This is a genomic window from Melissospora conviva (assembly GCF_049523535.1).
GTDB classification, from domain to species: Bacteria; Actinomycetota; Actinomycetes; order Mycobacteriales; family Micromonosporaceae; genus Melissospora; species Melissospora conviva.
This window is the reverse complement of the sequence record NZ_JBLLDT010000007.1, coordinates 139121-165431: the sequence shown is the minus strand read 5'-3', so window position 1 is coordinate 165431 and position 26311 is coordinate 139121. Positions and strand designations below refer to the sequence as shown.

At 71.8% G+C, this 26311-nt stretch carries 22 protein-coding genes; 11 read left to right on the top strand and 11 right to left on the bottom strand.

Annotated elements, in window-relative coordinates; genetic code table 11:
• Window positions 1-2: 2 nt before the first annotated feature.
• Window positions 3-884 carry a transketolase family protein gene (locus ACK8GG_RS16965; protein WP_440356762.1) on the top strand — a complete coding sequence of 294 codons (882 nt, stop codon included), beginning with the start codon at window positions 3-5 and terminating at the stop codon, window positions 882-884.
• 90 nt (window positions 885-974) lie between these two features.
• Here ACK8GG_RS16965 and ACK8GG_RS16960 read toward each other — a convergent pair whose 3' ends face one another.
• Window positions 975-1679, bottom strand: a complete 705-nt coding sequence (locus tag ACK8GG_RS16960) for a glycosyltransferase family 2 protein (protein ID WP_440351482.1) — start codon at window positions 1677-1679, stop codon at window positions 975-977.
• Between the two features lie 124 nt (window positions 1680-1803).
• Between ACK8GG_RS16960 and ACK8GG_RS16955 the strand changes: the two genes are divergently transcribed.
• Window positions 1804-3801 carry a glycosyltransferase family protein gene (locus ACK8GG_RS16955; RefSeq protein WP_440356761.1) on the top strand — a complete coding sequence of 666 codons (1998 nt, stop codon included), beginning with the start codon at window positions 1804-1806 and terminating at the stop codon, window positions 3799-3801.
• A 51-nt stretch (window positions 3802-3852) separates the two neighbouring features.
• Here the strand turns inward: ACK8GG_RS16955 and ACK8GG_RS16950 are convergent, their stop codons facing one another.
• From ACK8GG_RS16950 to ACK8GG_RS16935, 4 genes are all read right to left on the bottom strand, one after another.
• On the bottom strand, window positions 3853-4395 hold the full coding sequence (locus ACK8GG_RS16950) for a hypothetical protein (protein WP_440354652.1): 543 nt from the start codon (window positions 4393-4395) through the stop codon (window positions 3853-3855).
• A 52-nt stretch (window positions 4396-4447) separates the two neighbouring features.
• Window positions 4448-5620 carry a thiolase family protein gene (locus ACK8GG_RS16945; RefSeq protein WP_440351194.1) on the bottom strand — a complete coding sequence of 391 codons (1173 nt, stop codon included), beginning with the start codon at window positions 5618-5620 and terminating at the stop codon, window positions 4448-4450.
• 115 nt (window positions 5621-5735) lie between these two features.
• Window positions 5736-6641: a rhomboid family intramembrane serine protease gene (locus ACK8GG_RS16940; RefSeq protein WP_440351195.1), complete on the bottom strand. Its 906-nt coding sequence runs from the start codon at window positions 6639-6641 to the stop codon at window positions 5736-5738.
• Window positions 6642-6712: 71 nt separating this feature from the next.
• Entirely contained in the window at window positions 6713-7243 is a 531-nt protein-coding gene (locus tag ACK8GG_RS16935) for a peptidylprolyl isomerase (protein WP_440351196.1), read from the bottom strand.
• A gap of 119 nt (window positions 7244-7362) precedes the next feature.
• Here ACK8GG_RS16935 and ACK8GG_RS16930 point away from each other — a divergent pair, with 119 nt between their 5' ends.
• A complete protein-coding gene (locus ACK8GG_RS16930) occupies window positions 7363-7938 on the top strand; it encodes a hypothetical protein (RefSeq protein ID WP_440351197.1) in 576 nt (191 codons plus the stop codon).
• Window positions 7939-8014: 76 nt separating this feature from the next.
• Here the strand turns inward: ACK8GG_RS16930 and corA are convergent, their stop codons facing one another.
• The 3 genes from corA to ACK8GG_RS16915 form a co-directional block, all read right to left on the bottom strand.
• Window positions 8015-9139 (bottom strand): magnesium/cobalt transporter CorA, encoded by a 1125-nt coding sequence (corA, locus tag ACK8GG_RS16925; RefSeq protein ID WP_440354651.1) that lies wholly within the window; start codon window positions 9137-9139, stop codon window positions 8015-8017.
• 138 nt (window positions 9140-9277) lie between these two features.
• A complete protein-coding gene (locus tag ACK8GG_RS16920) occupies window positions 9278-10372 on the bottom strand; it encodes an aminotransferase-like domain-containing protein (protein ID WP_440351199.1) in 1095 nt (364 codons plus the stop codon).
• A 68-nt stretch (window positions 10373-10440) separates the two neighbouring features.
• Window positions 10441-10866: a CBS domain-containing protein gene (locus ACK8GG_RS16915; protein WP_440354650.1), complete on the bottom strand. Its 426-nt coding sequence runs from the start codon at window positions 10864-10866 to the stop codon at window positions 10441-10443.
• Between the two features lie 164 nt (window positions 10867-11030).
• Here ACK8GG_RS16915 and ACK8GG_RS16910 point away from each other — a divergent pair, with 164 nt between their 5' ends.
• From ACK8GG_RS16910 to ACK8GG_RS16900, 3 genes are read left to right on the top strand one after another with little or no spacing between them, the layout of a single operon-like run.
• On the top strand, window positions 11031-11762 hold the full coding sequence (locus ACK8GG_RS16910; protein ID WP_440354649.1) for a phosphocholine cytidylyltransferase family protein: 732 nt from the start codon (window positions 11031-11033) through the stop codon (window positions 11760-11762).
• Window positions 11750-12814 (top strand): iron-containing alcohol dehydrogenase family protein, encoded by a 1065-nt coding sequence (locus ACK8GG_RS16905; RefSeq protein WP_440351202.1) that lies wholly within the window; start codon window positions 11750-11752, stop codon window positions 12812-12814. Before ACK8GG_RS16910 ends, ACK8GG_RS16905 begins: the two co-directional genes overlap by 13 nt.
• Window positions 12792-13514, top strand: a complete 723-nt coding sequence (locus ACK8GG_RS16900) for a CDP-alcohol phosphatidyltransferase family protein (protein WP_440354648.1) — start codon at window positions 12792-12794, stop codon at window positions 13512-13514. Before ACK8GG_RS16905 ends, ACK8GG_RS16900 begins: the two co-directional genes overlap by 23 nt.
• A gap of 124 nt (window positions 13515-13638) precedes the next feature.
• Here the strand turns inward: ACK8GG_RS16900 and ACK8GG_RS16895 are convergent, their stop codons facing one another.
• Complete coding sequence (locus ACK8GG_RS16895; protein WP_440354647.1) at window positions 13639-14814, bottom strand: glycosyltransferase; 1176 nt, start codon at window positions 14812-14814, stop codon at window positions 13639-13641.
• 24 nt (window positions 14815-14838) lie between these two features.
• Between ACK8GG_RS16895 and ACK8GG_RS16890 the strand changes: the two genes are divergently transcribed.
• The 4 genes from ACK8GG_RS16890 (at window position 14839) to ACK8GG_RS16875 (ending at window position 19648) form a co-directional block, all read left to right on the top strand.
• Window positions 14839-15696 carry an Fpg/Nei family DNA glycosylase gene (locus ACK8GG_RS16890; RefSeq protein WP_440356760.1) on the top strand — a complete coding sequence of 286 codons (858 nt, stop codon included), beginning with the start codon at window positions 14839-14841 and terminating at the stop codon, window positions 15694-15696.
• A gap of 310 nt (window positions 15697-16006) precedes the next feature.
• Window positions 16007-17515, top strand: coding sequence for a sugar transferase (locus ACK8GG_RS16885; RefSeq protein ID WP_440356759.1), 1509 nt, complete (start codon window positions 16007-16009; stop codon window positions 17513-17515).
• Between the two features lie 148 nt (window positions 17516-17663).
• Window positions 17664-18887, top strand: coding sequence for a sensor histidine kinase (locus tag ACK8GG_RS16880; RefSeq protein WP_440356758.1), 1224 nt, complete (start codon window positions 17664-17666; stop codon window positions 18885-18887).
• Window positions 18884-19648 carry a LytR/AlgR family response regulator transcription factor gene (locus tag ACK8GG_RS16875; protein ID WP_440351208.1) on the top strand — a complete coding sequence of 255 codons (765 nt, stop codon included), beginning with the start codon at window positions 18884-18886 and terminating at the stop codon, window positions 19646-19648. The genes ACK8GG_RS16880 and ACK8GG_RS16875 overlap by 4 nt, the downstream gene beginning before the upstream one ends.
• Window positions 19649-19702: 54 nt before the next feature.
• Here ACK8GG_RS16875 and pgfA read toward each other — a convergent pair whose 3' ends face one another.
• A complete protein-coding gene (gene pgfA / locus ACK8GG_RS16870) occupies window positions 19703-20827 on the bottom strand; it encodes a cell envelope lipid trafficking protein PgfA (RefSeq protein WP_440354644.1) in 1125 nt (374 codons plus the stop codon).
• 137 nt (window positions 20828-20964) lie between these two features.
• On the opposite strand from pgfA, the gene ACK8GG_RS16865 reads away from it, so the two are divergent.
• Window positions 20965-22134: an acyltransferase family protein gene (locus ACK8GG_RS16865; RefSeq protein WP_440354643.1), complete on the top strand. Its 1170-nt coding sequence runs from the start codon at window positions 20965-20967 to the stop codon at window positions 22132-22134.
• On the opposite strand, the gene ACK8GG_RS16860 is transcribed toward ACK8GG_RS16865, so the two are convergent.
• Window positions 22062-26291, bottom strand: coding sequence for an alpha-(1->3)-arabinofuranosyltransferase domain-containing protein (locus ACK8GG_RS16860; RefSeq protein WP_440354642.1), 4230 nt, complete (start codon window positions 26289-26291; stop codon window positions 22062-22064). The two genes, ACK8GG_RS16865 and ACK8GG_RS16860, sit on opposite strands and share 73 nt — an antisense overlap.
• Window positions 26292-26311: the final 20 nt, after the last annotated feature.

Sequence of the window (26311 nt, the reverse complement as noted above, 5' to 3'; positions counted from 1 at the left end):
CCATGCGGGACACGTTCATCAGCACCGCCACCGACCTGCTCGCCGAGGAGCCGCGCAGCGCCGTGGTCCTCGCCGACATCTCCGCCTCCGCCTTCGACCCGGCCGCCGCGCAGCACCCCGACCGGGTGATCAACGTCGGGATCCGGGAGCAGTTGATGATCGGCGTCGCGGGCGGGCTCGCCCTGACCGGGATGCGGCCCATCGTGCACAGCTACGCGCCGTTCCTGGTGGACCGGGCGTACGAGCAGATCAAGCTCGACCTCGACCATCAGGACGTCGGCGCGGTCCTGGTCAGCGTCGGCGCCTCCTACGACCGGCCGGAATCCGGGCGCACCCACATGTCCCCGCAGGACGTGGCGCTCATCGACACCCTGGAGAACTGGACCATCCACGTCCCCGGCCACGCCCACGAGGTCACCCCGGCCCTGCGGGCTGCGGTACGCGCCGACAACCGGGTCTATCTGCGGCTCTCCACCATCAGCAACGCCTGGCCGCAGCGCGACGCCGGCGACCTGCGACTGCTGCGCGGCGACCACACACCCCGGCCGCTGGTGATCGCGGTCGGGCCGGTCCTCGACGACGTGCTGGCCGCCGTCGCCGACCTGGACGTCAACGTCGCCTACACCAACCGGCCGCGCCCCTTCGACACCGCCGGGCTCCGGGCGCTGGCCGACAGCGAGGTGATCCTGGTGGAGCCGTACCTGGCGGGGACCTCCAGCCGGGTCGTCGGCGAGGCGCTCGCCGACCGGCCGCACCGGCTGCTGGCGCTGGGCGTGGGCCGGACGGATCTGCGGCGCTACGGCACGGCGGCCGACCACGCCCGCGGGCACGGGCTGGACGCGGCCGGGCTGCGCGCCTCGATCACCGGGTTCCTCGGGCGCTGAACGGCTCTGGTCCGGCGGGCTCGGGGCCGCCGGACCAGCCGGTCCGACCAGCCACTCAGCCGGAGCGGGCAGTCAGGCGGACGCCCGATGTCAGGAGGCGGCGACCTTGGGGCTGCGGCGGACCCGCTCGCGGCCGAGGATGAAGATCGCCTCGACGCCGTCCTTCCAGGTGATCTTCTTGCCCTCCTCGCGGCCGCGGGCCCGGTAGCTGATCGGCACCTCGAAGGGGCGGATCTTGCGACGCAGCAGCTTGCCGGTCACCTCGGCCTCCATGCCGAAACCGCGCGAGTGCACGTCGAGCGAGCGGTAGAGCTCCACCGGCAGCAGCTTGAAGCAGGTCTCCAGGTCACCGATGTAGGAGTTGAAGAGCACGTTCGCCGCCGTTGTCACGGCCTTGTTCCCCATCACGTACCAGAAGCTGTACGCGCTGTGACTGCCGAAGGTCCGGTTGCCGTAGACGACCGTGGCGTGCCCGTCGAGCACCGGGGTGAGCAGCTTCGGGATGTCCTGCGGGTCGTACTCCAGGTCGGCGTCGAGGATGACCATGTACTCACCGTGCGCGCTGTCGACGGCCGTCTTGATGGCGGCGCCCTTGCCGGCGTTGCGTGGATGCGTGATCACCCGGATGCGCGGATCGTCGGCGGCGGCGAGGATCGAGCCGGTGTTGTCCCGGCTGCCGTCATCGACCACGACAAGCTCGATTTCACACGGATAGTCCACCGCGAGTGCCTGCTTCAGGGCATCCGCCACGCGTTCTTCCTCGTTGTAGACCGGCATGAGGATCGAGAGCTTCACGGAAATCTCCACGGTGGCTACGTTAAGTCGGGCATAGCCTAGCTTGCAGCAGAACGGCACGGGTCGTGTGAACGGCCAGAATGGCGCGCGCGCCCCGCTGTCCCTCATGGTGTAACTTCCCGCCATGCCGGTAGCCGGTCTGCTTCTCCTTCTCTGTCTCGCCATCGCCTTCTGCGGGCTGACATATGCCGTACGGCCGGCAGGACCGGAAGTGGTGGCGCCCGGGCGGCTCGCGGTGGTGCGGGCGGCGCTGATAACGGCGGTTTTCGCGGTACTCACCGTCGAGGGACTCGGCGCGATCGGCCGGCTCAGCCTGGTTCCCGTCGCGACGGCCTGGCTGGTCTTCGTCGTCGCGGCGCTCGCCGCCGCCGCGCTGCGCCACCGCCGCGCCCCCTGGCGACCGCGGCTGCGACCGCGGCACTGGTGGCGCGAGGCGGGCCTGGCGGAGCGGCTGCTGGCCGGCACGGTTGGCGGGCTGCTCCTGCTGGAGCTGCTGGTGGCCCTGCTGGCCGAACCGAACAACTTCGACTCGCAGACCTACCACCTGCCGAAGGTCGAACACTGGGTCGCCCAGGGCAGCCTGGAGCTCTGGCCCACCGCCATCCACCGGCAGGTGACGATCCCGCCGGGCGCGGAGTACCTGCTGCTGCACCTGCGGCTGCTCACCGGCGGCGACGGGCTCCACCACCTGATCCAGTGGGGTGCCGGGCTCGGCGCGGTACTGCTGGTCAGCCGGATCACCGCCCAGCTCGGCGGCGGCCGGCGCGCGCAGCTGCTCAGCGCGTTCGTGCTCGCCTGCACCCCGATGGTGGTGCTGCAGGCCACCAGCACCCAGACCGACCTGGTCGTCGCCGCCTGGGTCGGCGTCGTGGCGACCCTGGTCCTCGACGGCCTGCGCCGCCCGGCGAACGCGACGATGGTCCTCGGCCTCGGCGCCGCCACCGGGCTCACCGCGCTCACCAAGACCAGCGGCCTGCTCGGCGTCGGGCCGATGCTGCTCTTCTGGGGCGTGGTCCAGCTGCGGACGGCGTTCGCCGGTGACCGCCGGGCGGTCAAGGCCGCCAGGGTGATCGGCGCCTCGGTGCTGGTGCTCGCCGCCGCCGCGGTGGTGACCGGGCCGTTCATGGCCCGGATGACCGTCGAATTCGACCACCCGCTCGGCCCGCCGCGGCTGCGGGAGTCAATCCCGATGCAGCGCCACGACCCGGCGTCCATCCTGGTCAACGGCGTACGGATCGCGCACACCGCGCTGGACGTGCCGGTGCCGCCGCTGACCGCCGCCACCGCCGCCGGCATCGTCGCCTTCGCCGAGGCGATCGGCGTCGACCCGCAGGACCGGGCCATCACCTTCGGCAAGGAGACCTTCCCGGTGCCGGCCTGGTATCCGGACGAGGACCGGGCAGCCTTCCCGATCACCGGCACACTGGCGCTGATCGCCCTCGCGCTGGCGCTGATCCGCCCCGCCCGGCTCATCACCGACGACCGCCGCAACGAACTGCGCGGGTACGCCCTGGCGGTGCTCGCCTCCGGAATCCTGCACATCGTGATGATCAAGTGGCAGACCTGGGGAAACCGGCTGCTGCTCTACGCCCTGGTGCTCGCGGTGCCGCTGGTGGGGCTCTGGCTGGACACGCTGCTGCGCCGGCGGGCCGCAAGCGGACGGCGGCCCGTCGCCACCGTGGTGATCAGCGCGGTGCTGGCGGTCGCCGCGGTCGCGGGGCTGCTCTCGGTCGTCTACGGCTACCCGCGCCGGCTCGTCGGCGCGGAGTCGGTGCTGACCAACGACGACTGGGAGACCCGCTTCATCCGCCGTCCGCAGTGGGCCGACGAGTACCGGTGGGCCGCCGACGCCGTACGCGACTCCGGTGCGCGCCGCATCGGCCTGGTGCAGCTCAACGACGACTGGGAGTATCCCTGGTGGCTGCTGCTGCGCGACCCGGACGGCGGCTCACCGCAGATCGTGTCGCTCCGTTCGACGCTGCCGGAACGCCCGGCCGCCGACCCGGCCACGGTCGACGCCATCGTCTGCGCCGGCGCCCGGCGTGAGTGCGAACGGCTGACCCCGGCCGGCTGGCGGCTGGAGCACCGCGACCACGTCGGCTACGCCCTCCCACCCGGCTGACCCCGGCGCGCGACCAGCCGAGAGCCGGGCGATCAGCCGAGAGCCGGGCGGTCAGCCGAGAGCCGGGCGGTAGGTGCCGGGGCGGTCGGCGGCCGGACGGCGCGCCGCCGCGCCACCCGGGTGCGCCGTGCGGGACCGGCGGTTTGCGGTGCCGCGCGCGGCGCCCAGCACCGGCTCGGCGCGGAAGGCGCGGGCGAAGAGGCCGTCCATCCGCCACACCTGCTCCGGCGTACGGGTCCGGATCAGGAACCGCTCCCGTACGCCGTCGACGGCGGTGGCGGCGAGTTCGATGGTGCTCAGCCGCGGGTCCGGGTTCCAGGTGATGTCGCTGAGCTGCCGCAGTTCGGTGTTCAGGTGCAGGCGCAGCCGGTGCGTCAGCCGCGTCTGATGGGTGACCACCAGCCGGCGCGCGGTCAGCAGCAGCAGGTGGTCGGCGGAGCCGCTGCGCGCCGGAAGCGCGCAGCGGGCAACCAGCAGGGAGGTGTCCGCCGGTCCGACGCAGCGGCGGAAGACAGGCATGTGCCGGGAGAGCGTGGGTACCGCCACCCCGGCGTCGACGGCCGCGGGAAGGAACGTACGGGAGAACACGTCCATACACTGTGCAACGACAGGTTACGGACAGTGACGCGGCATCAGTGGGTGTGAATTACAGAAGTTCCACGATGGTCGCGTTGGCCATGCCGCCGCCCTCACACATGGTCTGCAGGCCGTAGCGGATGTCGTTGTCCCGCATGTGCTGCAGCATGGTGGTCATGATCCGGGCGCCGGAACCGCCGAGCGGGTGGCCGAGCGCGATCGCCCCGCCGCGCGGGTTGAGCCGCTCCGGGTCCGCCCCGGTCTCCTGCAGCCAGGCGAGCACCACCGGCGCGAACGCCTCGTTGACCTCGTAGACGCCGATGTCCTCGATGCCCAGCCCGGCGCGGCGCAGCGCCTTGGCGGTGGCGGGGATCGGCGCGGTGAGCATCATGACCGGATCGTCGGCGGCGACGACCGCGGTGTGCACCCGGGCCAGCGGCCGCAGGCCGTGGCTGATCGCCCACTCGGCGGTGCTGACCGCGAGCGCGGCGGCGCCGTCGGAGATCTGCGACGCGGAGCCGGCCGTCACCACGCCGTCGGCGGCGAACGGGGTCTTGAGCCCGGCGAGCTTCTCCAGGCTCGTCTCGCGGCGGATGCCCTCGTCGGCGGCGAAGAGGCTGCCGTCGGCGAGCCGGACCGGGGCGATCTCGGCGGCGAAGAGACCGGCGTCCTGGGCGGCGGCGGCCTTGGCGTGACTGGCGAGGGCGAACTCGTCGAGAGCCGTACGGGACAGGCCCCACTTCTCGGCGATCAGCTCGGCGCCGACGCCCTGGTTGAACGGGACCGGCTCCTCCTCGGCGAAGCCGCGCACCCCGCGGTACCGCTCGCGCACGAGCGTGCCGTAGGGAATGCCGCCGGTGGCGCTGGAGCCCATCGGCACCCGGGTCATCGACTCGACGCCACCGGCGATCACCAGGTCGGCCTGGCCGGCGCTGACCGCGGCGGCGGCGAAGTGCAGGGCCTGCTGGCTGGAGCCGCACTGGCGGTCCAGGGTGGTGCCGGGCACCGACTCGGGCCAGCCGGCGGCGAGGACCGCGTTACGGGCGATGTTCCAGGACTGCTCGCCGACCTGCGACACGCAACCCCAGATGACGTCGTCGACCAGGGCGGGGTCGAACCCGCTCCGCTCGGCCAGGGCACGCAGCGCGTGCGCCGAGAGATCCACCGGATGCACCTCGGCGAGGCTGCCCTTCCGGCGTCCGACCGGCGTGCGTACCGCCCCGACGATGACCGCGTCCCGCATCTTTACTCCCCGGTAACTTGCCTGTCTGCGATCCTACGTCGCGTTTCCGGGTGGGTCCGGGGTGCGGGCACCAGGTGAGACGACACCGGCCCACGGGTGGCACCAGGTGGGACGCTCAGCCGACGAGCAGCGCGACCGTACGGGCCACCACCAGGGCGAGCAGCAGCACGACGATCGCCCCGATCCCGACCGACTGCACCAGGGTGCGCCGGGTCCGCGGGGCGTACGCCAGGACCAGGGCCAGCGCGCCACCGGTCACCATGCCGCCGAGGTGCCCGGCGATCGAGATGCTCGGCACGGTGAAGGTGAAGATCAGGTTGATCACCAGGATGGGGATGACCGCGGAGGTGTCCCGTCCCAGCCGGCGCATGATGACGAAGAGCGCAGCGAAGAGACCGAAGATGGCCGTCGACGCACCGGCGCTGGTGGTGTTCTCCGCGCTGAGCCAGTACGCAGCCACGTTGCCGCCGAGCCCGGCGACCAGGTAGAGCGCGGCGAACCGCAGCGGCCCGAGCGCCGTCTCCAGCGAGCGGCCCAGCACCCAGAGCGCCCACATGTTCAGCAGCAGATGCAGCACGCCGTAGTGCAGGAACATCGCGGTGACCAGGCGGTAGTACTCGCCGTCGGCCACACCGTGCAGCGCGCCGTCGTAGATCGCGTACGGCAGCACCGAACCCCAGAGGGTGAGCGGCGTCTGGCCGCCCATCAACCCGCCCAGGCCGCCACCGGCGATGCCCCCACCCCCGGCCGAGGCGATGGAGAGGAGCATCATCAGCACGTTCAGCCCGATGAGCGTCTTGGTGACGTAGCCGGCCCGGCCGGCGGCACCGCCACCGAAGGCGGTGCGCGCCGGCCGCTGGGTCCGCAGCCCTTCGGCGACGCACTCCGGGCACTGGTGCCCGACGGCGGCGTCGCGCATGCAGTCCGGACAGATCGGCCGGTCACAGCGGGTGCAGCGGACGTACGTCTCCCGGCCGGGGTGGCGGTAGCAGACCGGAACGGTCTGCGGTGACTCACTCACGCGTCCACCTCACAGCGGTGGACGGGCCGGCCCGGGCGCTCAGTCATGCGAGCAAAGGTACCTTGCCGCGCTCAGGACTCCTGGCGCTCGATCGTGACGCGCTCGATCACCACGTCCTCGCGCGGCCGGTCGTTCGGGCCGGTCGGGGTGGCGGCGATGGAGTCGACGACCTTGACCGAGTCCTGGTCGGCGACCTGACCGAAGATGGTGTGACGGTTGTTCAGGTGCGGAGTCGGCTCCACGGTGATGAAGAACTGCGAACCGTTGGTGCCCGGCCCGGCGTTCGCCATCGCCAGCAGGTACGGGCGGTCGAAGCGCAGCTCGGGGTGGAACTCGTCGCCGAACTTGAAGCCCGGGCCGCCGCGGCCGGTGCCGGTCGGGTCACCCATCTGGACCATGAAGCCGGCGATCACCCGGTGCGAAATGGTGTTGTCGTAGTAGGGGCCGCTACCCGGCTGACCCGTACGCGGGTCGGTGTACTCCTTGGTCCCTTCGGCGAGTTCGACGAAGTTGCGCACGGTCTTCGGGGCGTGATCCGGGAAGAGCTGAAGCCGGATCGGGCCATGGTTGGTGTGCAGAGTGGCGTAAATGGTCTCGGCCACGGGTACTCCTTAATCGGTGGTCAGTATCCATGCGGATCCTCCCATGTGCCCGATCTGGCCATGCGGAGGTGTCCGACGGTGGAGGATGACGAAGGTAACAGCAGCCAGGAGGTGGAACCGTGTTTGCAAGCCTGCGGCGCAAGTCGCACAGCCAGCTCGCCAAGGTCGAATGGAATGAGGGCCTCGGTCATCTACGGCACGCGGCGACGCATGCGGCGAAGGGTCTGGAGACCTCGGTCCGGCCGCAGTTCGACGCCGCTCGCCGCCAGGTGGCTCCGGCCGCCTCGAAGGTGCGCAGCAGCGCTGCCACGGGATGGGCATCGACCCTCGCCACGGTCGCACCTCTGGCCGCCGCCGCCTCGGCGGGGACCGGGACGGCGTTGGAGAAGGTGAAGGGAAAGAACCTGCCCATGGCACGCAAGCAGAAGAAGCAGAAGGCCCGTCGCCGTGCGCTGACCACCGGCATGCTCGCCGCGGGCGCGGTGGCCGGCGTGGCCGGCGCCCTGGCGCTGCGCCGCCGGCGTGAGCAGCAGCTCATGTGGGAGGCGTACGAGCCGGCCGAGACCAGCGGCCCCCACGACGACGTGGAGACCGTGGTGGTCGCGACGTCCAACGAGCCCGCGGTGACCCTGGAGACGGCCGAGGAGGCCGACCGCGGCGTCGGCGCGAGCGCGCTGCGCAACGGCCGCCTTTGAGCGGCCCGGCGGCCGGGAGGCCGCGACGCGACACCGGCGGTGCGGCGGCCCAGGTCGCCGCGCCGCCGCGTCCGCTTCAGAGCCAGCCGTTGCGGCGGAACAAGCGGTAGAGCCCCAGCGAGCTGGCGAGCATCACCAGCAGCACCATCGGATAGCTGTACGGCCAGGCCAGCTCCGGCATGAACTCGAAGTTCATCCCGTAGACCCCGGCGATCGCCGTCCAGACCGCGGCGATGGCCGCCCAGGCCGCGATCTTGCGCATGTCGTTGTTCTGTTCGACGCTGACCTGCGCCAGCCGTGCCTGCAGGATCGAGTTGAGCAGGTCGTCGTAGGAGTTGACCTGCTCGACGGTGCGGGTCAGGTGGTCCTGCACGTCGCGGAAGTAGCGCTGCACCTCGGTCGGCACATCCTGGTTGATCTGCGCGGTGAGCGTCATCAGCGGCCGTTGCAGCGGCGCCACCGCCCGCTTGAACTCCACCAGTTCCCGCTTCATCTGGTAGATCCGCTGGATGCGGCCACTGCCCTGGCGCCCGAAGACCTCCGACTCCAGGCTGTCGAGGTCGTCCTCGATCTGGTCGGCGACCTCCAGGTAGCGGTCGACCACCCGGTCGGTGACGGCGTACGCCACCGCCCACGGCCCCTGGGCCAGCAGTTCCCGGCGGGTCTCCAGCTCCGCGCGCACCGGGGAGAGGTGCCAGGCGTCACCGTGCCGAACGGTGATCACGAACTGCGGCCCGATGAAGAGCATCACCTGGCCGGTCTGCACCACCTCGGAGTTCTCGGTGAGCTCGCCGTGCTCGACGTAGCGGGCGGTGCGCAGCGCCAGGAAGCTGACGTCGCCGAAGTGTTCGAGCTTGGGGCGCTGCCGGGCCTTGACGGCGTCCTCGACGGCGAGCTCGTGCAGCCCGTACGCCTCGGCGATGCGGGTCATCTCGGCCAGCCCCGGCTCGTGCAGCCCGACCCAGACGAAGCCCTGCTCGTGCGCGCGCGCTGCCGCCAGCGCCTCGACGTAGTCGGTGCTCTCCGGCTGCCGTACGCCCTCCAGGTAGACGGCGCAGTCGATGACGGCGCTGGGCGGGCCGGCGATGTCGTGGCCATCGGCTTCGGGCTGGCGGATCCGGCTGATCGCGCGGACCGCCGTCCACGGCCGGGTACGGCCCGCGCCGGTCGCCAGTCGTCCACGGTCGGTCTGTCCGGCCATGCCCCACCTCCCTCGCCATCGATCTGCGAGCAGGTTACGCCGCACGGGGCGCATCGGCCGGATCGCACGACGCGGGTGGGGCGACTTGGCCCCACCCGCGTCGTGCGTCATCGAACATGCCGGGAAGCCCGGCGAAGCTCAGGGGCGGATCGACTCCATCGCGTCGGCGATGCGCCGCACGCCCTCGTCGATCTGGTCCACCGTCACCGCCGAGAAGGCCAGGCGCAGCGAGTGCTCGCCGCCGGCGGTGACGAAGTCGCTGCCCTTGACCACGGCCACGCCCCGCTCGGCCGCCGCCGGGGCCAGCTTCTCCACCGACACCCACTCCGGCAGGTCCACCCAGAGGAAGTAGCCGCCGTCGGGCTCGACGAAGCTCGCCTGCGGGATGTGCCGGCGCAGCGACTCGGCCAGTACCCGGGCGCGCTCGCCGAGCGCCGTGCAGACCGTGGCGATCGACCGGTCGAGGTCGCCGTTGACGCAGAACTGGTGCACGATCGCCTGCGCGACCATGCCGGGCGAGATGTAGAGGTTCGTCGCCCGCTTGGCGATGTCGGCGATCAGATCCCGCGGCCCCACCAGGTAGCCGACCCGGACGCCCGGGCAGACGGTCTTGGTGAAGCTGGAGGCGTGCACCACCACGCCGGCGGTGTCCAGCGACAGCATCGACGGCAGCGCCGAGCCGCGGAAGCGGATGTCGGCGTACGGGTCGTCCTCGAAGATCGTGAAGCCGTACTCGGCGGCCAGGTCCAGCAGCTCGCGGCGCTTGGCCTCCGACAGCGTCACGCCCGCCGGGTTCTGGTAGTTCGGGATGATGTGGGCGAGCTTGGGGCGTACCCCGCTCTCGAGCAGCTTGCGCAGCTCGGCGGTGTCCACCCCGTCGGACTGCACGGTCACCGCGTGCACCTCGGCACCCTGGCTGCGCAGGTTCAGCAGCGTCCGGTCGTAGGTCGGGCGCTCCACCACCACGGCGTCGCCGGGCTGCACCAGGTGGTCGAAGAGGAATGCGTCGGCCTGCAGCGACCCGTTGGTGATCAGCACCTGCTCCGGGGTCACCCCGTGCTTGTCGGCGATCCACTGGCGCAGCGGCAGGTAACCGACCGAGGTGCCGTACGCGGTCACCCCCGCCGGGTCGGCGTCGAAGGCGCGTACGGCGGCCGCCTTGAGCCCTTCGATGTCGACGATGTCCAGCGACGGGGCCCCGCGGGCGAACGAGATCAGCTGCTCGGCACTCATGGCAGCAGAGTATTCCCTGGGCCGGGTGGATCCATGGCCATCCGGGGTGTTTTCAGCATGCGGACGCGTCACACCTGCGCCTCGGTGCCCTGCTCGGACGCGGTCCGGCCGATCGGCACCCGCTGCTGCGCCCAGACCCGCATGATGTCGCGCACCGAGATGACGCCGAGCACCTCGCCCTCCTCGATCACCACCAGGTGCCGGAAGCCACCGCGGGCCATCGCCGCCGCCGCGTCGGTCAGCGTCCAGTCCGGGCCGGCGTAGACGACGTCCCAGGTCAGGTGCGCCGCGGTGCGTTCGGTGTCGCAGTCCAGGCCGGCGCCGATGGCGTACAGCACATCCCGTTCGGTCATGATCCCGATGCCCTGGGAGTCGGGATCGACGACCACCGCCGAGCCGATCCGGCGCTCGGACATCATCTGGGCCGCCTGCCGCAGCGTGTGCTCCGGCCCGACCACCAGCACCTCACTGGACATCGCATCGCGTACCTGCACGGGTCATCACCCCTTCCTGGAACGAATCGGTACCGACATGGTGCGAGACGCATCGATGTCCGGACAAGCCCCCCGGCCCGGCAGGTTCCGCCTGGCGGCCCCGGCGCGCGGCGGTCTCGATATCCTCCAGCGGGAACCCCGTGCCACCAAGGAGGATGTCGTCGATGATCGGTATGGTGCTCGCTGCCGGAGCGGGGCGCCGGCTGCGCCCGTACACGGACACGCTGCCGAAGGCCCTGGTGCCGGTGGACGGTGAGACGACGATCCTGGACATCGCGCTGCGCAACCTGGCCGCGGTGGGTCTCACCGAGGTGGTCGTGGTCGTCGGGTACGCCGCCGAGGCGGTCCGCGTCCGCCAGGCCGAGCTGGAGCAGCGGCACGGCGTGACGCTGACCCTGGTCTTCAACGACAAGGCCGAGGAGTGGAACAACGCCTACTCGCTCTGGCTGGCCCGCGAGTACTTCGACCGCGGCGTGCTGCTGCTCAACGGTGACACCGTGCACCCCGTCGACGTGGAACGGATCCTCCTGGCCGAGCAGGGCCCGGGCGTCCTGCTCGCCGTCGACACGGTCAAGAAGCTCGCCGAGGAGGAGATGAAGACCGTCTTCGACGACGCCGGCCGGCTCACCCGCATCACCAAGCTGATGGACCCGGCGCAGGCGTACGGCGAGTACATCGGCGCCACCCTGATCGCGCCGCACGTCGCCGCGGACCTGGCCGACGCGCTCGAGAAGACCTGGCGGCGCGACCCGAACCTCTACTACGAGGACGGCTACCAGGAGTTCGCCGAGGCCGGCGGCGAGGTACGCGCGGCGGCGATCGGCGACCTCCCCTGGGTCGAGGTCGACAACCACGACGACCTGGTCCGGGCGCGGGAGATCGCGTGCCGTTACTAGCCCGCACCATCATGACCCCGCTCGCCATCGACGTGCGGCGGGGCGCGGTGGCCGACCTGGCCGCCATCCTCGCCGACGGACGGATCTCCGCCGGCGGTGACGTGGCGGTGGTGGTCGGCCCGGGGCAGGCCGAGAAGATCGTCGAGCTGATCCGGCCGACCCTGCGCTCGGCCGACATCTTCACCGTCACCGGCGGCACCCTCGAGGCCGCCGACGACCTGGGGAGCAAGCTGCGGGCCCGCTCGTACGACGCGGTGGTCGGCATCGGCGGCGGCAAGACCATCGACGTCGCCAAGTACGCGGCAACCCGCCGCGGCCTGCCGATGGTGTCGGTGGCGACCAGCCTCGCCAACGACGGCATCGCCTCCCCGGTCGCCAGCCTCATCACCGGCGGCATCAAGGGCTCGTACGGCGTGCACATCCCGATCGCGGTCATCGTCGACCTGGACTTCGTGGAGAGCGGACCGGACCGGTACAACCGGGGCGGCATCGGCGACGTGGTGAGCAACATCAGTGCCCTCGCCGACTGGGAGCTGGCCCGCGAGGTCCGCGGCGAGCCGGTCGACGGGCTGGCCGCCTCGCTGTCCCGGATGGCGGCCGAGGCGCTGATCTGCCACCCCGGGGACATGAGCGACGACGCCTTCGTCACGGTCCTCGCCGAAGGGCTGATCTCCAGCGGCCTGGCGATGGCGGTCTGCGGCACCAGCCGCCCCTCCAGCGGCGGCTGCCACGAGATCATGCACGCCATCGACGCGATCTTCCCGGGCACCGCCTCGCACGGGGAACTCGCCGGCCTCGGCGCGCTCTTCTGCACGTTCCTGCGCGGGGACACCGTCCGGCTGCGGCAGATGTCGGCCTGTCTGGCCCGGCACGACCTGCCCCGGCTCCCCTCCGACGTGGGGCTCAGCGACGAGCAGTTCGTCGAGGCGGTGCAGTTCGCTCCGACCACCCGGCCGGACCGGTACACCATTCTGGAGCATCTGGCGATGTCGCCCGCGCAGACGCGGCAGCGGCTGGCAGACTACGCCGGTGCGATCAGCGACCTTGACTGAATCCGGCCGCCCGACGGTCACCGACTTCTACCGCACCAACCGGGGCGGTGGGCTCTTCAGCGAGTCGATCAGCCAGTGGCTCGGGGCGGTCTTCGCCGCCGGGGCCGCCCGGCTGCGGCTGCGCCCCACGGCGCTGACCCTGGCGAACCTGGTGCTCGGGCTCGCCACCTCGGTGATCGTGGTGGCCTTCGCCGGGCCGGTTGCCGACGGGGACGTACCGGCCTGGGTCATCGGGCTGGTGGCGCTGGTCGGCTGGCAGGTGGCGTACTCGCTGGACTGTGCCGACGGTCAGCTGGCGCGGGTGACCGGGCAGGGCAGCGCGGCGGGCGCCCGGGTGGACATCCTCTGCGACGTGGCCGCGCAGATCGCGCTGGTCACGGCGATCGGGGCGGTGGCCGTGGCGCAGCGCCCGCAGACCCCGGTCTGGCTGGTGGCGGTCTTCGCCGGCACCTGGATGGTCAACCTGGTGACCTCGGTGATGCAGGCCGGCCCGAACGCCGCGAGCATGGTCACCTCGACGTCGCTGCCGGTGCGGCTGGTGAAGCTGGTCCGCGACTACGGCGCGGTGATCTTCGTGGCGGCGCTGGTGCTGCTCTTCGCCCCCGCCCTGACGGTCTGGGTGATGGTCGCCTTCTCGGTTGTCAACGGCGGCTTCCTGCTGGCCAGCATCGCCTTCTCCGCCCGCTCCTCCCTGCACTGACCCCCCACCCCCCCACCCCCACCCCGCCGCCGTTGATCATGGCGTTATGACCACTCGCCTCGGCGTGTCGTGGACATAACGCCATGATCACGCGCGGAAGGGGCGGGGGCGGGGGCGGGGCAGGTCAGCGGAGAGGTGTGAGGGATGTGTAGATGTCGAGGAGCTGGCTGGTGACCACGTCGGGGTGGAAGATGCGTTCGTAGCGGGCGCGGGCCGCCCCGGCGAGGGCGGCGGCGCCGGCCCGGGCGACCGGGAGCGCGGCGGCCATCGCCGCCGGGTCCGGCGGCACCACCCAGCCGGCGGCGCCGGCCGGGTCGTCGGCGCCGATCAGGTACGGGATGCCGCCGAGTGCGGTGCCGAGCACCGGCCGACCACTCGCGAGCGCCTCGATGATCACAGTCGGGAGCACGTCGTGCCAGGTCGAGGCGGCGATGATCACGGCGCTGGCGTCGATGGCGGCGCGTACCCCGGCCGGGTCCAGCGGCCCGAGGAACTCCACGTCGCCGCGCTGCGCGGCCGCCTCCTCCACCAGCGGGCGCAGCTCGCCGTCGCCGCCGATGCGCAGCCGGCCCAGCGCGCCGTCGGGGTGCCGCTGCCAGGCGTCCAGCAGCAGGCCGAGCCCCTTCTCCGGGGAGAGCCGGCCGAGGAAGAGGAACCCGTCGCCGAGCGGCTCGGGCGCGCCGGGGTCGGGGATGGCGTTCGGCTTGACCACGATCCGGTCGCCGGGGATGCCGTAGTCGCGCAGGTGGTCGGCGACGGCCGAGGTGAGCGCGATGTAGCGGTCGACCGAGCGCCAGGTGCCCCGGTGCACGGCGAGGGTGGTCGCCATCAGGGCGCTCTGCAGCCGCGAGTCGCGGTAACAGGCGTGCCGGATCGCCGGCACCCCGAGCACCTTGCCCCGGCAGTCCTGACAGATGCCGCCGTCACGGAAGTAGAGACCGGAGGAACAGACCTGCCGGTAGTTGTGCACCGTCTGCACCACCGGCACGCCGTGCTTGTGCGCGGTCCGTACCACCCACGGCGAGAGCAGCGGGTACGGGTTGTGCAGGTGCAGCACGTCCGGCCGCTGCTCGATGATCAACCGCTCCAGGTCGCGCTGCGCCCCCGGGGCGTAGATCGGCGAGATCGGCAGCAGCGCCTTCGCCCCCGCCGACATGGCGGTGATGTCGTCGGAGTTGCGCAGGAACGGCAGCACCTCCACCCCGGCGGCGCTCAGCTGGGCGATCTCGACATCGACGATGCGGTTCTCACCGGAAGGCTGGGCCTGCCGGTACCGGTTGTGCGCCACCACGACTCTCACGCCTGCAGAGGCTACCTTTGGTGAATGCCGGAACTACCGGAGGTCGAAGCGCTCGCGGTCTACCTGCGCGAGCGCGCTGCCGGGCGGCGTGTCGACCGGATCGAGGTCGCCGCGATCAACGCCCTGAAGACGTACGACCCGTCGCCGTCGGCCGCGGCGGGGCGCGCCGTGACCGGGGCGTCGCGGCACGGCAAGCACCTCGACGTGGAGCTGGACGGGCTGCACCTGGTGGTGCACCTGGCCCGGGCCGGCTGGCTGCACTACCGCGAGCGGTTCACCTCGGCGGCGCCGCTCAAGCCCGGCAAGGGGCCGATCGCCCTGCGGGTACGCCTCGACGACGGCTCCGGCTTCGACCTGACCGAGGCCGGCACCCAGAAGAAACTCGCGATCCACCTGGTGGGCGATCCGGCCCAGGTTCCGGGGGTGGCGAAGCTCGGGCCGGATGCGCTCGACGTGGACGCCGCGACCTTCGCCGACCGGCTGCGCGCCCGCCGCGGACAGGTCAAGGGGGTGCTCACCGATCAGCAGGTGCTGGCCGGCATTGGCAACGCCTACTCCGACGAGATCCTGCATGCGGCGCGGCTCTCCCCGTTCGCCCGCACCGACCGGCTCACCGAGGAGCAGCTCGCCGCCCTGTACGCCGCGACCCGCCGGGTGCTCACCGACGCGGTGACCCGCTCGGTGGGGCAGCGGGCCGCCGAACTCAAGGGGGAGAAGCGGTCAGGACTGGTCGTGCACGGCCGTACCGGGCTGCCCTGCCCGGTCTGCGGCGAGAGTGTGCGCGAAGTCTCCTTTGCCGACAGCAGCCTGCAGTACTGCCCCGGTTGTCAGACCGGCGGCAAGCCGCTGGCGGATCGCCGCCTCTCGAAGTTGATACGCTGAGTAACCATCTCGCTGCATTGGGCCAAAGCGGCCATCCGGGGCGGAAGCGCCCGACACAGGAGACTGGCCGCCGGGTAATCCATCGGTATAGTGGCTCGGTCCCCGGTTTCAGGAGTGAAACCGGCCGGATCCCGACCGGAGCGAGAGGGCGTACTGTCCTCGGGTCCCGCTGGTGCCGGGACCCGCATGGAAGACTTGTTCGGGTTGCGGCCCTCACCCCCAGTGAGCGGAACGTGTCATGCGGGAGGACGTAGGTGAGGTGACAACTAGCCTCCAGCGCCCCGGAACCAACAGAGGCCGGAGCCAAACCGTGCGGCATGTCGACAGCTTCGAGATCCAGCCGCCGTCGTCAGCCACCAGCGGTGTGCCCCGTTCGGTCTGGGCCCGTGCCCGCCGGCGGGTGTCCCGCTGGCACCGGCCGTACATCCTGGTCCTGCTCTTCCTCGACTTCGCCGCCGCGGCGCTCGGCAGCTGGATCGCCATCTCGCTCTTCGACCAGGCGGCCTCGGGCTTCTACGACGTCAAGGAGGACCCGGCCTTCTTCCACACGGTGGCGTACCTGCTGCTGCCGCTGGGCTGGGTGCTGATCCTCTGGAGCAACCGCGCCTACGACCGACGCTACCTGGGGCTGGGGCCCGACGAGTTCAAACGGGTGATCCGCGCCTCGGTGACGGTCGCGGCGAGCGTCTCCTTCCTCGCCTTCGCCACCGTCACCCAGCTCTCCCGGTACACCGTCGGCACCGCCCTGGTCGGCACCACGCTGCTGATCCTGATCGGGCGGATGTTCGCCCGGCTCGTCCTGCACTCGATGCGCCGGCGCAGCGGGTACGCCGCCCACCGGATGGTGCTGGTCGGCACGCTGCCGGAGACGCTGGAGGTCTACAACACCGTCACCCGCCACCCCTCCGCCGGCCTGATCCCGGTCGCCATCGCGCTGACCGACGGCTACTCGGCCGCGCGCGGGATCGAGACGCCCGTGCCGGTCTACGCCGGGCACGACGTGCTGACGCTGGTGCGCGAGGTCGGCGGCGACACCATCGCGGTCTGCGGCTCGGCCAGCGCCGAACCGGGTGAGCTGCGCCGGCTCGCCTGGCAGCTCGAAGGCAGTGGCGTGGACCTGGTGGTGGCCCCGCAACTGACCGACATCGCCGGCCCCCGGGTGCACATCCGCCCCATCGAAGGGCTGCCGCTGCTGCACGTGGAAGAGCCGACGCTCTCCGGTCCGGCGCTGCTGATGAAGAACCTGATGGACCGGGTCGGGGCCGGCCTGGGGCTGCTGCTGCTCGCACCGCTCTTCGCGGCCATCGCCATCGCCATCCGGATCTCCGACCCCGGGCCGGTCTTCTTCCGGCAGAAGCGGGTCGGGCACGAGGGGCACACGTTCCGGGTCTGGAAGTTCCGGACCATGTACGTCGACGCCGAGGAACGGCTCGCCGGACTGGTGGACCAGAACGAGAGCGACGGCATGCTCTTCAAGATCAAGGAAGATCCACGGGTCTTCCCGGTCGGCCGGTTCCTGCGCGCCACCTCGCTCGACGAGCTCCCCCAGCTGATCAACGTGCTCCTCGGCGAGATGTCGCTGGTCGGACCCCGTCCGCTGCCCGCCGACGACGGCGACTTCCTCGGCGACGTCCGCCGCCGGCTGCTGGTCCGCCCCGGCATGACCGGGCTCTGGCAGGTCTCCGGACGCTCCGACCTCTCCTGGGACGAGGCGGTCCGGCTCGACCTCTACTACGTCGACAACTGGTCGCTCGCCTACGACCTGAGCATTCTCTGGCGCACCGTCGGGGTCGTCCTGGCCCGCAAGGGCGCCTACTGACGCGGTTCGCGGGCGCGGGTTCGGCGCCGCGAACACCTCCGGTGAGGGCGGTTCGCCGGGGTGGATTCGGCACCCGCGAACACTCCGGTGAGCACAGCTCGCGGGGGCGGGGCTTGGCGCGGCCCGGCGCAGCGACGATGATCGGTGCGTGGCGGGCAACGGATCGTCGGTCGTCGCGGTCACCGCGCTGGTGACGGCGCTCGCCGCCGCGCTCTGGGCGGTACTGCGGCTGCGCGGCCGGCGCGGAATCGCCACCGCCGGACAGCGGGCCGCCTACGAGGTCCTGCACACCGCCGGGCTCGCCATGGAGCCGCTGCGCACCGGCCTGACCCCCGCCACGGCCGGCAAGGCCGCCCGGCACCTGCGGGCACTCACCGGCGCCGCCGGGCTGGCCGTCCTCGGCCGCGAGGAGCTGCTGGCCCTGGACGGCAACGGCGCACACCACGCCGCACAGCTGCGTACCGCCGCCGACCGGGTCATCCGCACCGGCCGCTCCACCGTGCTCGGCCTGGCCGAGCTGCGCTGCGACCGCGTCGACTGCCTGGTCCGCGGGGCCGTGCTCGCGCCGCTGGCCGGACCGGACGGCACCCCGGCCGGGGCGCTCGCCGCCATCACCGAGCAGGTCCCGGCACCCGGACTGGTGCAGGCCACCCTGGAGACCGCCCACTGGGCCGGGGCGCAGCTCGCGCTCGCCGAACTCGACTCCTCCCGGGAACGGCTGGCCCGCGCCGAGGTCCGGGCGCTGAGAGCGCAGATCAGCCCGCACTTCATCTACAACGCGCTCACCGCGATCGCCTCGTTCGTGCGGACCGACCCCGAACGGGCCCGGGACCTGATCCTGGAGTTCGCCGAGTTCACCCGCTACTCGTTCCGGGCCCACGGCGAGTTCACCACGCTCGCCGAGGAGTTGCGCTCCATCGACCGCTACCTGACCATCGAGCGGGCCCGGTTCGGCGACCGGCTCCAGGTGCGGTTGCAGATCGCCCCCGAGGTGCTGCCGGTGAGCCTGCCGTTCCTCTGCCTGCAGCCGCTGGTCGAGAACGCCGTACGGCACGGGTTGTCCCGCAAGCCGGGGGTCGGCACGGTGAGCATCTCGGCGCGCGACGAGGGCGCCGAGTGCCGGCTGACCGTCGAGGACGACGGGGTCGGCATGGATCCGGCCACGCTGGCCAGCGGCGTAGCCGGGGTCCGGGCCGGCGACGCCGAGCGGGAGGAGTACGCCCAGCACGTGGGACTCTCCAATGTCGACGAGCGGCTACGGTCGGTCTTCGGTGACCAGTTCGGGCTGGTGGTCGAGACCGGGATCGGATCGGGGACGAAGGTGAGCATGCGGATTCCGAAGTTCCACCCGCACGTACGGGCCGGCGCATGACCGCCGGCGGACCGTTTCTGCGGGTGCTCGCCGTCGACGACGAGCCGCCGGCGCTCGACGAGCTCGCGTACCACCTGCGGGCCGATCCCCGGGTGGCCCGGTTGCACACCGCGTCGGACGCCACCGAGGCGCTGCGGCTGCTGCGCGACGGCGACGTCGACGTCGTCTTCCTCGACATCCGGATGCCCGGCCTGGACGGGATGGAGCTGGCCCGGGTGCTGCGGCGCTTCGCCCGGCCGCCGGCGATCGTCTTCGTCACCGCCTATGACGACGGCGCCGCCGACGCCTTCGACCTGGGGGCCACCGACTACGTCCGCAAACCGGTCCGCGCCGAACGGCTCGCCGAGTCGCTGCGCCGGGTGCTGGGTTCCCGGGTGGTGCCCGGTCATCCGGGCGCGGCGGCGCACGCCGAACCGGACCCGGCGATCCCGGTGGAGCTGGCCGGGAGCACCCGGATGCTGCCCCGTTCGGCGGTGCGCTGGGTGGAGGCGCAGGGGGACTACGCCCGGCTGCACACCGCGGACGGCTCCCATCTGGTGCGGGTCTCGCTCGCCACGCTCGCCGAGCAGTGGGGGGACGCGGGGTTCGTCCGCATCCACCGCTCCTACCTGGTCCAGCTGCGGCTGATCACCGAACTGCGGCTGGTGAACGCCGGCTATGTCGTCTTCGTCGACGAGACGGAGCTGCCGGTGAGCCGCCGGCACACCCGGGAGCTCAAGGACCGGCTGGTCCGCGCCGCCAAGCAGGACTGGAACCGCTGAGCATTCCGGGACGGCCGGCAGCGCCGACCGTCCCGGAAAAGTTCTGCTACTGCCTCAGCTGACGAGGGTCTCGTCCTGGTCGGCGCGGTGCCGTGAGGAGTTGGTGGCCGGAGCGGGGCTCCGCTTCATCGCAATCAGCAGACCGCCGAGGACCAGCAGCGCACCGAGCACCGTCAGGGCGATCGGCAGGGTGCGGCCGACGAGGAGCAGCTTGTCACGGCTGGCCTTGGCCGACTCGGCGCTGTTCTTCTCGGTCTCCTCGGTGTAGACGAAGGTGCCGTCGAGCAACGCGGTCGGCTCGCCGACGTCCGGGGTGAAGGTCTTGTTCTGCTGCTCCTGGACCCGGATGAAGTTGCCGGTCACCGGCTCGACCCAGATGGTGCGGGTGTTGCTGTAGGTGACCGCACCGGTGGTCGCGCCCTCGCCACCGAAGGTGCCGGCCAGTGCGGCGAGCCTGTCGGCGGGGAAGACCAGCTGCTGGTTCTCGATCACCTGCTTGAACCGGTAGACGTCGAGCCCGGCGACCTTGTCGGTGCCGTCGTACTTGATCTCCGTCGCGGCGCCGAGGTCCCGGTCGTAGTACTCGTAGCTCTTCTTCTCAGTGTTGAAGGGGAACTTGTAGGTCAGCCCCTTGAACGCCACCTCCGTGCTGGCCGGCTGGGCCGCCGCTGCCTCGTCGCTCGGGAACGTCGCCGCCGACGCGTCGAGGAACTGGTCGTTCCACTCGACCGCCTCGGCGGTCTTGCGGTCCAGTGCGAGCGACGCGCTGTAGCTGCTGGCCAGCCACCCGTCGAGGTTGGGGAACGCGTCGTCCGGCTCCAGGTCCGGGGCCACGCCGTTGCTCCAGACGTCCCAGACGACGGCCTTGTCGGCGAGGTCGCCCTCAAGCTCCGCGGTGAGATCCGGACGCGGCACGACCTTGGTCGTCGACAGGAGACGACCGGTCTTGATCTCCACCGTGCCGTCGGTGTAAAGGAACTTGGCGTCCTTGGCCTCGGCAACGCTCGGCTTGAGGCATCCCTCGTCGTCAGGGCCGAGTTCGGCCGGCGCCTCGGGACATGCCTTCAGGTCGTACGGCAGCGCCGTCACCGAAGGCGCCACGTAGAAGTACAGCCCGGCTGCGAGCACCAGGGCCACGATGCCGATGCCGAAAAGCACGGCACCAATACGAGCCTTCACTCATCCTCCCCAACGACAGGTGGCAGGTATCCCAGGAAGGGTCCGATGCCTACACTTGTGTGGCGGAGGTTACTACCTGGTAAACCAAGAAAGCGACCCCTGGACGGATGATGAATGTAGCTATAGGGAGTCGGACCATGAACCGACTCCCCGCTCTGGACTCTTTGCGCGCTGTCGGCGCCCTGGCCGTCGTGGGTCACCACGTCGGTTTCGCGACCGGCGTGACAATGGGAGATCCGTTCTGGGGCGGCTGGCTCGCCCGGCTCGACGCCGGTGTCGCGATCTTCTTCGTGCTCTCCGGATTCCTGCTGTTCCGGCCACACGCGTACCAGCTCGCCACCGGGGGTCCCCGTCCCGATGCCCGCGCCTATCTCTGGCGCCGGGGGTTGCGGATCCTGCCCGCGTACTGGTTGATGGTGGTGGTCTGCCTGACCGTGCTGCAGCCCAACGGGGTGGCGCCGATCGGCGACTGGGTGCGGCACCTGACCTTCACCCAGATCTACCAGCCGTCCCAGCTGCGTGCCGGCACCGGCCAGACCTGGAGCCTCGCCACCGAGGTGCTCTTCTACGCGGTGCTGCCGCTGCTGGCCTGGGCGGCCCTCGGCCGGCGCTGGCAGCCACGCCGAGCGGTGGCGATCGCCGCCGGCGCGGCCCTGACTACCGGCGCCTGGGTCACTCTGATGGGGCTCGGCGTGCTCTTCACCGGGCTGCACACCATGTGGCTGCCCTCCTACGCGCTCTGGTTCGGCGCGGGCATGGTCATGGCGGTCGCCCATGTCGCGCTGAGCACCGGCGCCCAGCCCCGGTTGCGGGTGCTCGACGACCTGGCATCCGCGCCGCTGGCCTGCTGGGCGCTGGCGCTCGCCCTCTTCGCGGTGGCCACCACGCCGCTCGCCGGCCCCCGCGACCTCGCCGAGCCCACCGCCGCCCAGTTCGGATTCAAGGTGGTGCTCTACACCGTCATCGCGGTGCTGATCTTCCTGCCGGCCGCGTTCGGGCGCACCACCGTCACCAAGACGGTGCTCTCCGCCGGGTCGCTGCGGTGGCTGGGGCTCGTCTCCTACGGCATGTTCCTCTGGCACCCCTTCGTGCTGGAGGGCATCTACCTCATCGGCGACCTGCCCGAGTTCTCCGGCAGCCTGGCCACCATCTTCCTGCTCACCACCGCCGGCGGGACCATCCTCGGCGCGCTCAGCTACTACCTCGTCGAGCGTCCCTTCCAGCGGTGGAACGACTACTGGCCACGACGGCGCCCGGCCACGACCGAGAGCCAGAGCACGGTGATACCGGCCAGCGCGGCGAGCTGAGCCCAGCGACCGGGGAAGTCGTCGACCCGGATCGCCAGCCAGCCGGCGAGCACCAGACAGGCCGGTGGCAGCCAGTTTCCGGCCATCCGCAGGCCCTGGCGCAGCTGCCTGCGATCCTCCTCGGCGAGAATCGGCGCCACCGCGGCGAAGACCACGAACACCGCCGCGGCCAGCAGCGCCACTCCCGCAGCGGTCAGCCCACCCACCGTCAGCAGTGCGATCGCGCCGATGACAGCGGCCGCCACCGGGCGCCGCCGTCGGGCCGGCACGCTCACCGCCATGGCCCCGGCCTTGGCGCGGCCCGGCACCATCGCCAGCAGGCCGGTGCCGCCCAGCAGCACCGCGCCGCCGGCCAACGCGGTCACGTACGCGTTGTTCGGCGCGAACCGCAGCTCCAGTTCGGTGACTCCGGCCGGCACCAGCCAGCCCTGCTGCCAGCCGTCGATGGTCAACGGCGTCAGCGTGACGCCGTCGGCGATCGCCTCCCAGCCTTCATTGACGTTCTCCCGCAGCACCACGATCTGGTCGGCGGTGCTGGGCTGCAGCGTCAGCAGCCGCCGGGCGTTCTGCCACTGCCGCACCTCGACCGGACGCTCGGCGGCGGCATCCGCGACGGTGCCGTCGCTGTTGCCGCGGGGGATCAGCGCCAGTCGGGTCGGCTCGGAGACGGTGCTCGCCACGGCGACGACGCGTACCTCGCCGGAGGTGGCCGGAACCGGCCGGGCGGCGTCCGCGCCACAGAGCGCGACCTCAACCTCCCGCAGTTCGAGCAGCTCGCGACGGCTCGCCACCAGCGCGGTCGTGCGGGTCTGCCCGTCGACGTTCACGGTCGGGCCGGTGCCGCAGGGCAACTGCACCCGCTGGTGCTGATCGGCCGGCCGCACCTTGCCCTCGGGCAGGACGGCGACCTCGCTGACACCGACCGTCAGCGGCTCCGGCAGGTTGACGTACGGGTCATGGGAGAGCGCGCCCTGAGTCTCGGTGATCAGCACGGTGATGCCGGTCGCGCGCATCGGGTCTTCGAAGACGATGCTGCCACCCTCGTCGAGAATGCCGCTGCGTGAGCCCTGGTCGGACAGGACGGTCACCGCCAGCGGACGCGCGGCCGCGGCGTCGTCGGAGAGGGCCAGGCGCAGCCCTCTGATCGTCTGCTCGGTGGGCCAGGTCAGCTGCAGCCAGGGATGCGCGTCGTCGCTCGCGGCGTACCAGGTGGTTTCCGGATCGCCGTCCACGACGACCCCGGCGCGGGCGGCCGGGTCCGGCACCGCCTCGCTGGAGGCGACGACCGTCGGCACGATGCCCCGCGTCACCGCCGCCGCGCCTGTGGGGTCCAGCAGGGCGTTCAACGGTCCGCCCGGCGAGGCCCGGGCCCACATCCGCAGCCGGTACTGCGCGGCGCCGGGCAGATCGAGGGTCCGGTCGATCCGGCCGGCGTCCTCGGAGTGACGCGTCAGCTCGCCCGAGCAGACCGGCCGGTCGTCGTGGAAGTAGCAGGCGGGCTTTGCCGGCGCCGCCTCGAGCACCACCGAGGCGGCCCGGTTGACGATCGGCGACGGGGGCACCAGCAGGGTGCGCGCGGCCCGGACGTCCCCGACGGAGAGTTCGGCGATGCCGACCCCGCCGAAACCCATCCGCACGTCGACGACGGCGTCGATGGAGATCCGCAGCCGGTTGATCGGGGACGGGTCGGTCAGTGCCACCTCGACGGTCTGGTCGACCTCGGTGACGCGCACCTGCTCCCGGTCGGTGGCCACGGTGATCGCGGTCGGGATGGAGTCGGTTCCCCGGTCGAAGGTGACCACCACCGTGTCGATGCGTTCCCGGTCGGTCAGCTCCAGTTCCAGCCACTGGCCCACCGCGCTGGTTCCGGGCGCGGAGCGCCAGGAGGTGTTCAGGTCGCGGTCCATCGCGGCGTACGGCTGGTGGGCCGGCCGGGCGCCGCTCATCGGCTCCGCCTCGCTCCACGAACTGGACGCCCGGATGCGCTGCACGCCGAGGTACCGGGCGGTGGTGCTGTGCTCGTCTCCCCAGTCGGGCAGATAGTCCCGGGCCGGCGCGGCCAGCCAGCCCTCCTCCTCGGCGGTCATGGTCGCGGAGGCGTTGTCCCGCAGCAGCCCGAAGGAGACCTCCCGGCGGCGCAAGCCGTCGGTGAGCGTCACCGGACCGGCGGGCAGCCCGTCCGGCCGGTCGCCGGCCAGAATCGTCGGCCCGGCGGGGAGCTGCCCGGCCGCGGCCAGCGACATCATCGACTCCGGCCCGCCGATCACAGTGGTCAGCGACGCGGCGTCGTAGGCGGCCACCGCTTCCGCCTTCGGGGTCACCCCCCAGACCTCGAGCGCCTGCACCGGCACGTCGAAGCCATTGTCGGCGAAGACTCCCGGCAACCTTCCACCGCCGATTTCCGGCCCGAACGCAGTGACGCGGCGCAGACCGGGTGAACGCTGCAGCGCCTGCCGGGCCACCATCGGCGGGGTGGCGCCGGAGCGGCCGTAGTCGAGGTCCGAACGGAGCAGCAGGTAGCGCACACCGGAGCGGGCGAGCACGTCGGCCAGGCCCGCAGATCCGGTGCCGCTGGAGAGCACCGAGTCGATGGAGTCGAGCAGCCGGATCGTCGCCGGCGGGGTCAGCGGGATGGAGCTGCGGACGCCCCATCGGCTCTCCAGGAGCGGCTGGGTGATCTCGTCGCTCGGGCTGCCCCAGAGGTAGCGGGGGAACCGGGCCGCCGGGACGACCAGCACGTGCTCGTTCTCCAGGTTGTCGTCCAGCCAGTCCGACGCTTCCCGCCAGTAGCCGGGGACCTCGCTGTAGCTGCCCTGGGCCGCCATCCCGCCGGCCAGGGCCGGTGTCGCCACCACCCCGACGGCGATCAGCGCGGTGCCGGTCACCAGCGCCGCCCGCAGCCGGGCGGGGTGCACCCAGCGGGCCGCGGGCGTACGGCTTGGGTCGCCGTCGCCGACGGTAGCTGCCCGCCCGAGCAGGCCCAGCAGGTACGCGAGCCCGAGGGCCAGCGGCAGGCGCAGGACCACGTCGAACTTGTGGACGTTGCGCAGCGGCGCGCCGGCGGCGTCCAGGAAGGCGTGCAGCTGGCCGCTGAAGAGCCCGCTGACAGCGCCGGTGTAGCCGAACCCGACCATGGCCAGGCCGACCAGCAGCCCGGTGACGAGGAACCGGCGGTGGGGCAGGCCGCGACGGGACAGTCCGGCGAGGCCGAGACAGGCGACGGCCACCGTCGCCGCGATCAGCATCTTGGAGGTGGCCAGCTCCCAGCCCGCCGACCACGAGGCGCCGTACGGGCCACTGAGGTAGGCGTGCCAGTGCGACGCGCCGCGCAGGACGCTGACCAGGTCGGTCGGCGCCGTGGTGCTGGCCGCGGTCTCGATGTAGTCGAGGAACGGCGGGCTGTACCGGCCGAGCACGAAGAGCGGCACCAGCCACCAGGCGGTGGCGCAGAGGACGGCGAAAGCCCAGGCCAGCAGTGCCTGCAGCCGCCGTCGCATCGGTTGCAGGCTGAGCAGCCAGAGCCCGGCGAGCGGCACCACGGCGAAGACCGCGGTGGCGTTCACGCCACCGGCGCAGGCGACCGCGATCGCCGACCGGGTCACGGCCGGTCGGATGGCGGCGCCGTGGGCGAGGCCGATCAGCGGCACCAGCACCCAGGGCGCGACCGCGCTGGGCCACGCCTCGACGGAGATCGGGCCGAGCTCGGTGAGCATGCGGGGTGAGAGGGCGAAAGCCACCCCGGCGATCAGGCGGGCCCACGGGCTGCCGATGCCGAGCCGGCCGCTGAGCCGGACCACACCGGTGAAGGCCACGATCATCACCAGCGCCCACCAGAGCCGCTGCACCACCCAGGACGGCACGCCGATCAGGTCACCGAGCAGGAAGAACGGTCCCATCGGCCACAGATAGCCGTACGCCTGATTCTGCAACTGCCCGAAGGTGCCGGTCGGGTCCCAGATCTGCAGGGCCCGCTCCAGCCAGCCCAGCGGATCCTCGGCCAGGTCGACCTTGGTATCGATGGCGGTCAGACCCGGATCCTGCAGGAACGCCAGCGCGGTCAGTGCGGCGCAGATCGCCACGATGCGCAGCCGCCAGACGACCCGAGGGACGTCCCCGGACCCGGCGACGGTGCCCTCGGTTCCGGGTTCCTGCTGCATATCGTCTCCGTTCAACCATT

Coding starts and splice junctions, on each gene's coding strand:
- ACK8GG_RS16965 (WP_440356762.1), top strand. CDS start 3: ATGCGGGACACGTTCATCAGCACCGCCACCGACCTGCTCGCCGAGGAG.
- ACK8GG_RS16955 (WP_440356761.1), top strand. CDS start 1,804: ATGCCGGTAGCCGGTCTGCTTCTCCTTCTCTGTCTCGCCATCGCCTTC.
- ACK8GG_RS16950 (WP_440354652.1), bottom strand. CDS start 4,395: ATGGACGTGTTCTCCCGTACGTTCCTTCCCGCGGCCGTCGACGCCGGG.
- ACK8GG_RS16945 (WP_440351194.1), bottom strand. CDS start 5,620: ATGCGGGACGCGGTCATCGTCGGGGCGGTACGCACGCCGGTCGGACGC.
- corA (WP_440354651.1), bottom strand. CDS start 9,139: ATGGCCGGACAGACCGACCGTGGACGACTGGCGACCGGCGCGGGCCGT.
- ACK8GG_RS16920 (WP_440351199.1), bottom strand. CDS start 10,372: ATGAGTGCCGAGCAGCTGATCTCGTTCGCCCGCGGGGCCCCGTCGCTG.
- ACK8GG_RS16910 (WP_440354649.1), top strand. CDS start 11,031: ATGATCGGTATGGTGCTCGCTGCCGGAGCGGGGCGCCGGCTGCGCCCG.
- ACK8GG_RS16890 (WP_440356760.1), top strand. CDS start 14,839: ATGCCGGAACTACCGGAGGTCGAAGCGCTCGCGGTCTACCTGCGCGAG.
- ACK8GG_RS16875 (WP_440351208.1), top strand. CDS start 18,884: ATGACCGCCGGCGGACCGTTTCTGCGGGTGCTCGCCGTCGACGACGAG.
- ACK8GG_RS16865 (WP_440354643.1), top strand. CDS start 20,965: ATGAACCGACTCCCCGCTCTGGACTCTTTGCGCGCTGTCGGCGCCCTG.
- ACK8GG_RS16860 (WP_440354642.1), bottom strand. CDS start 26,291: ATGCAGCAGGAACCCGGAACCGAGGGCACCGTCGCCGGGTCCGGGGAC.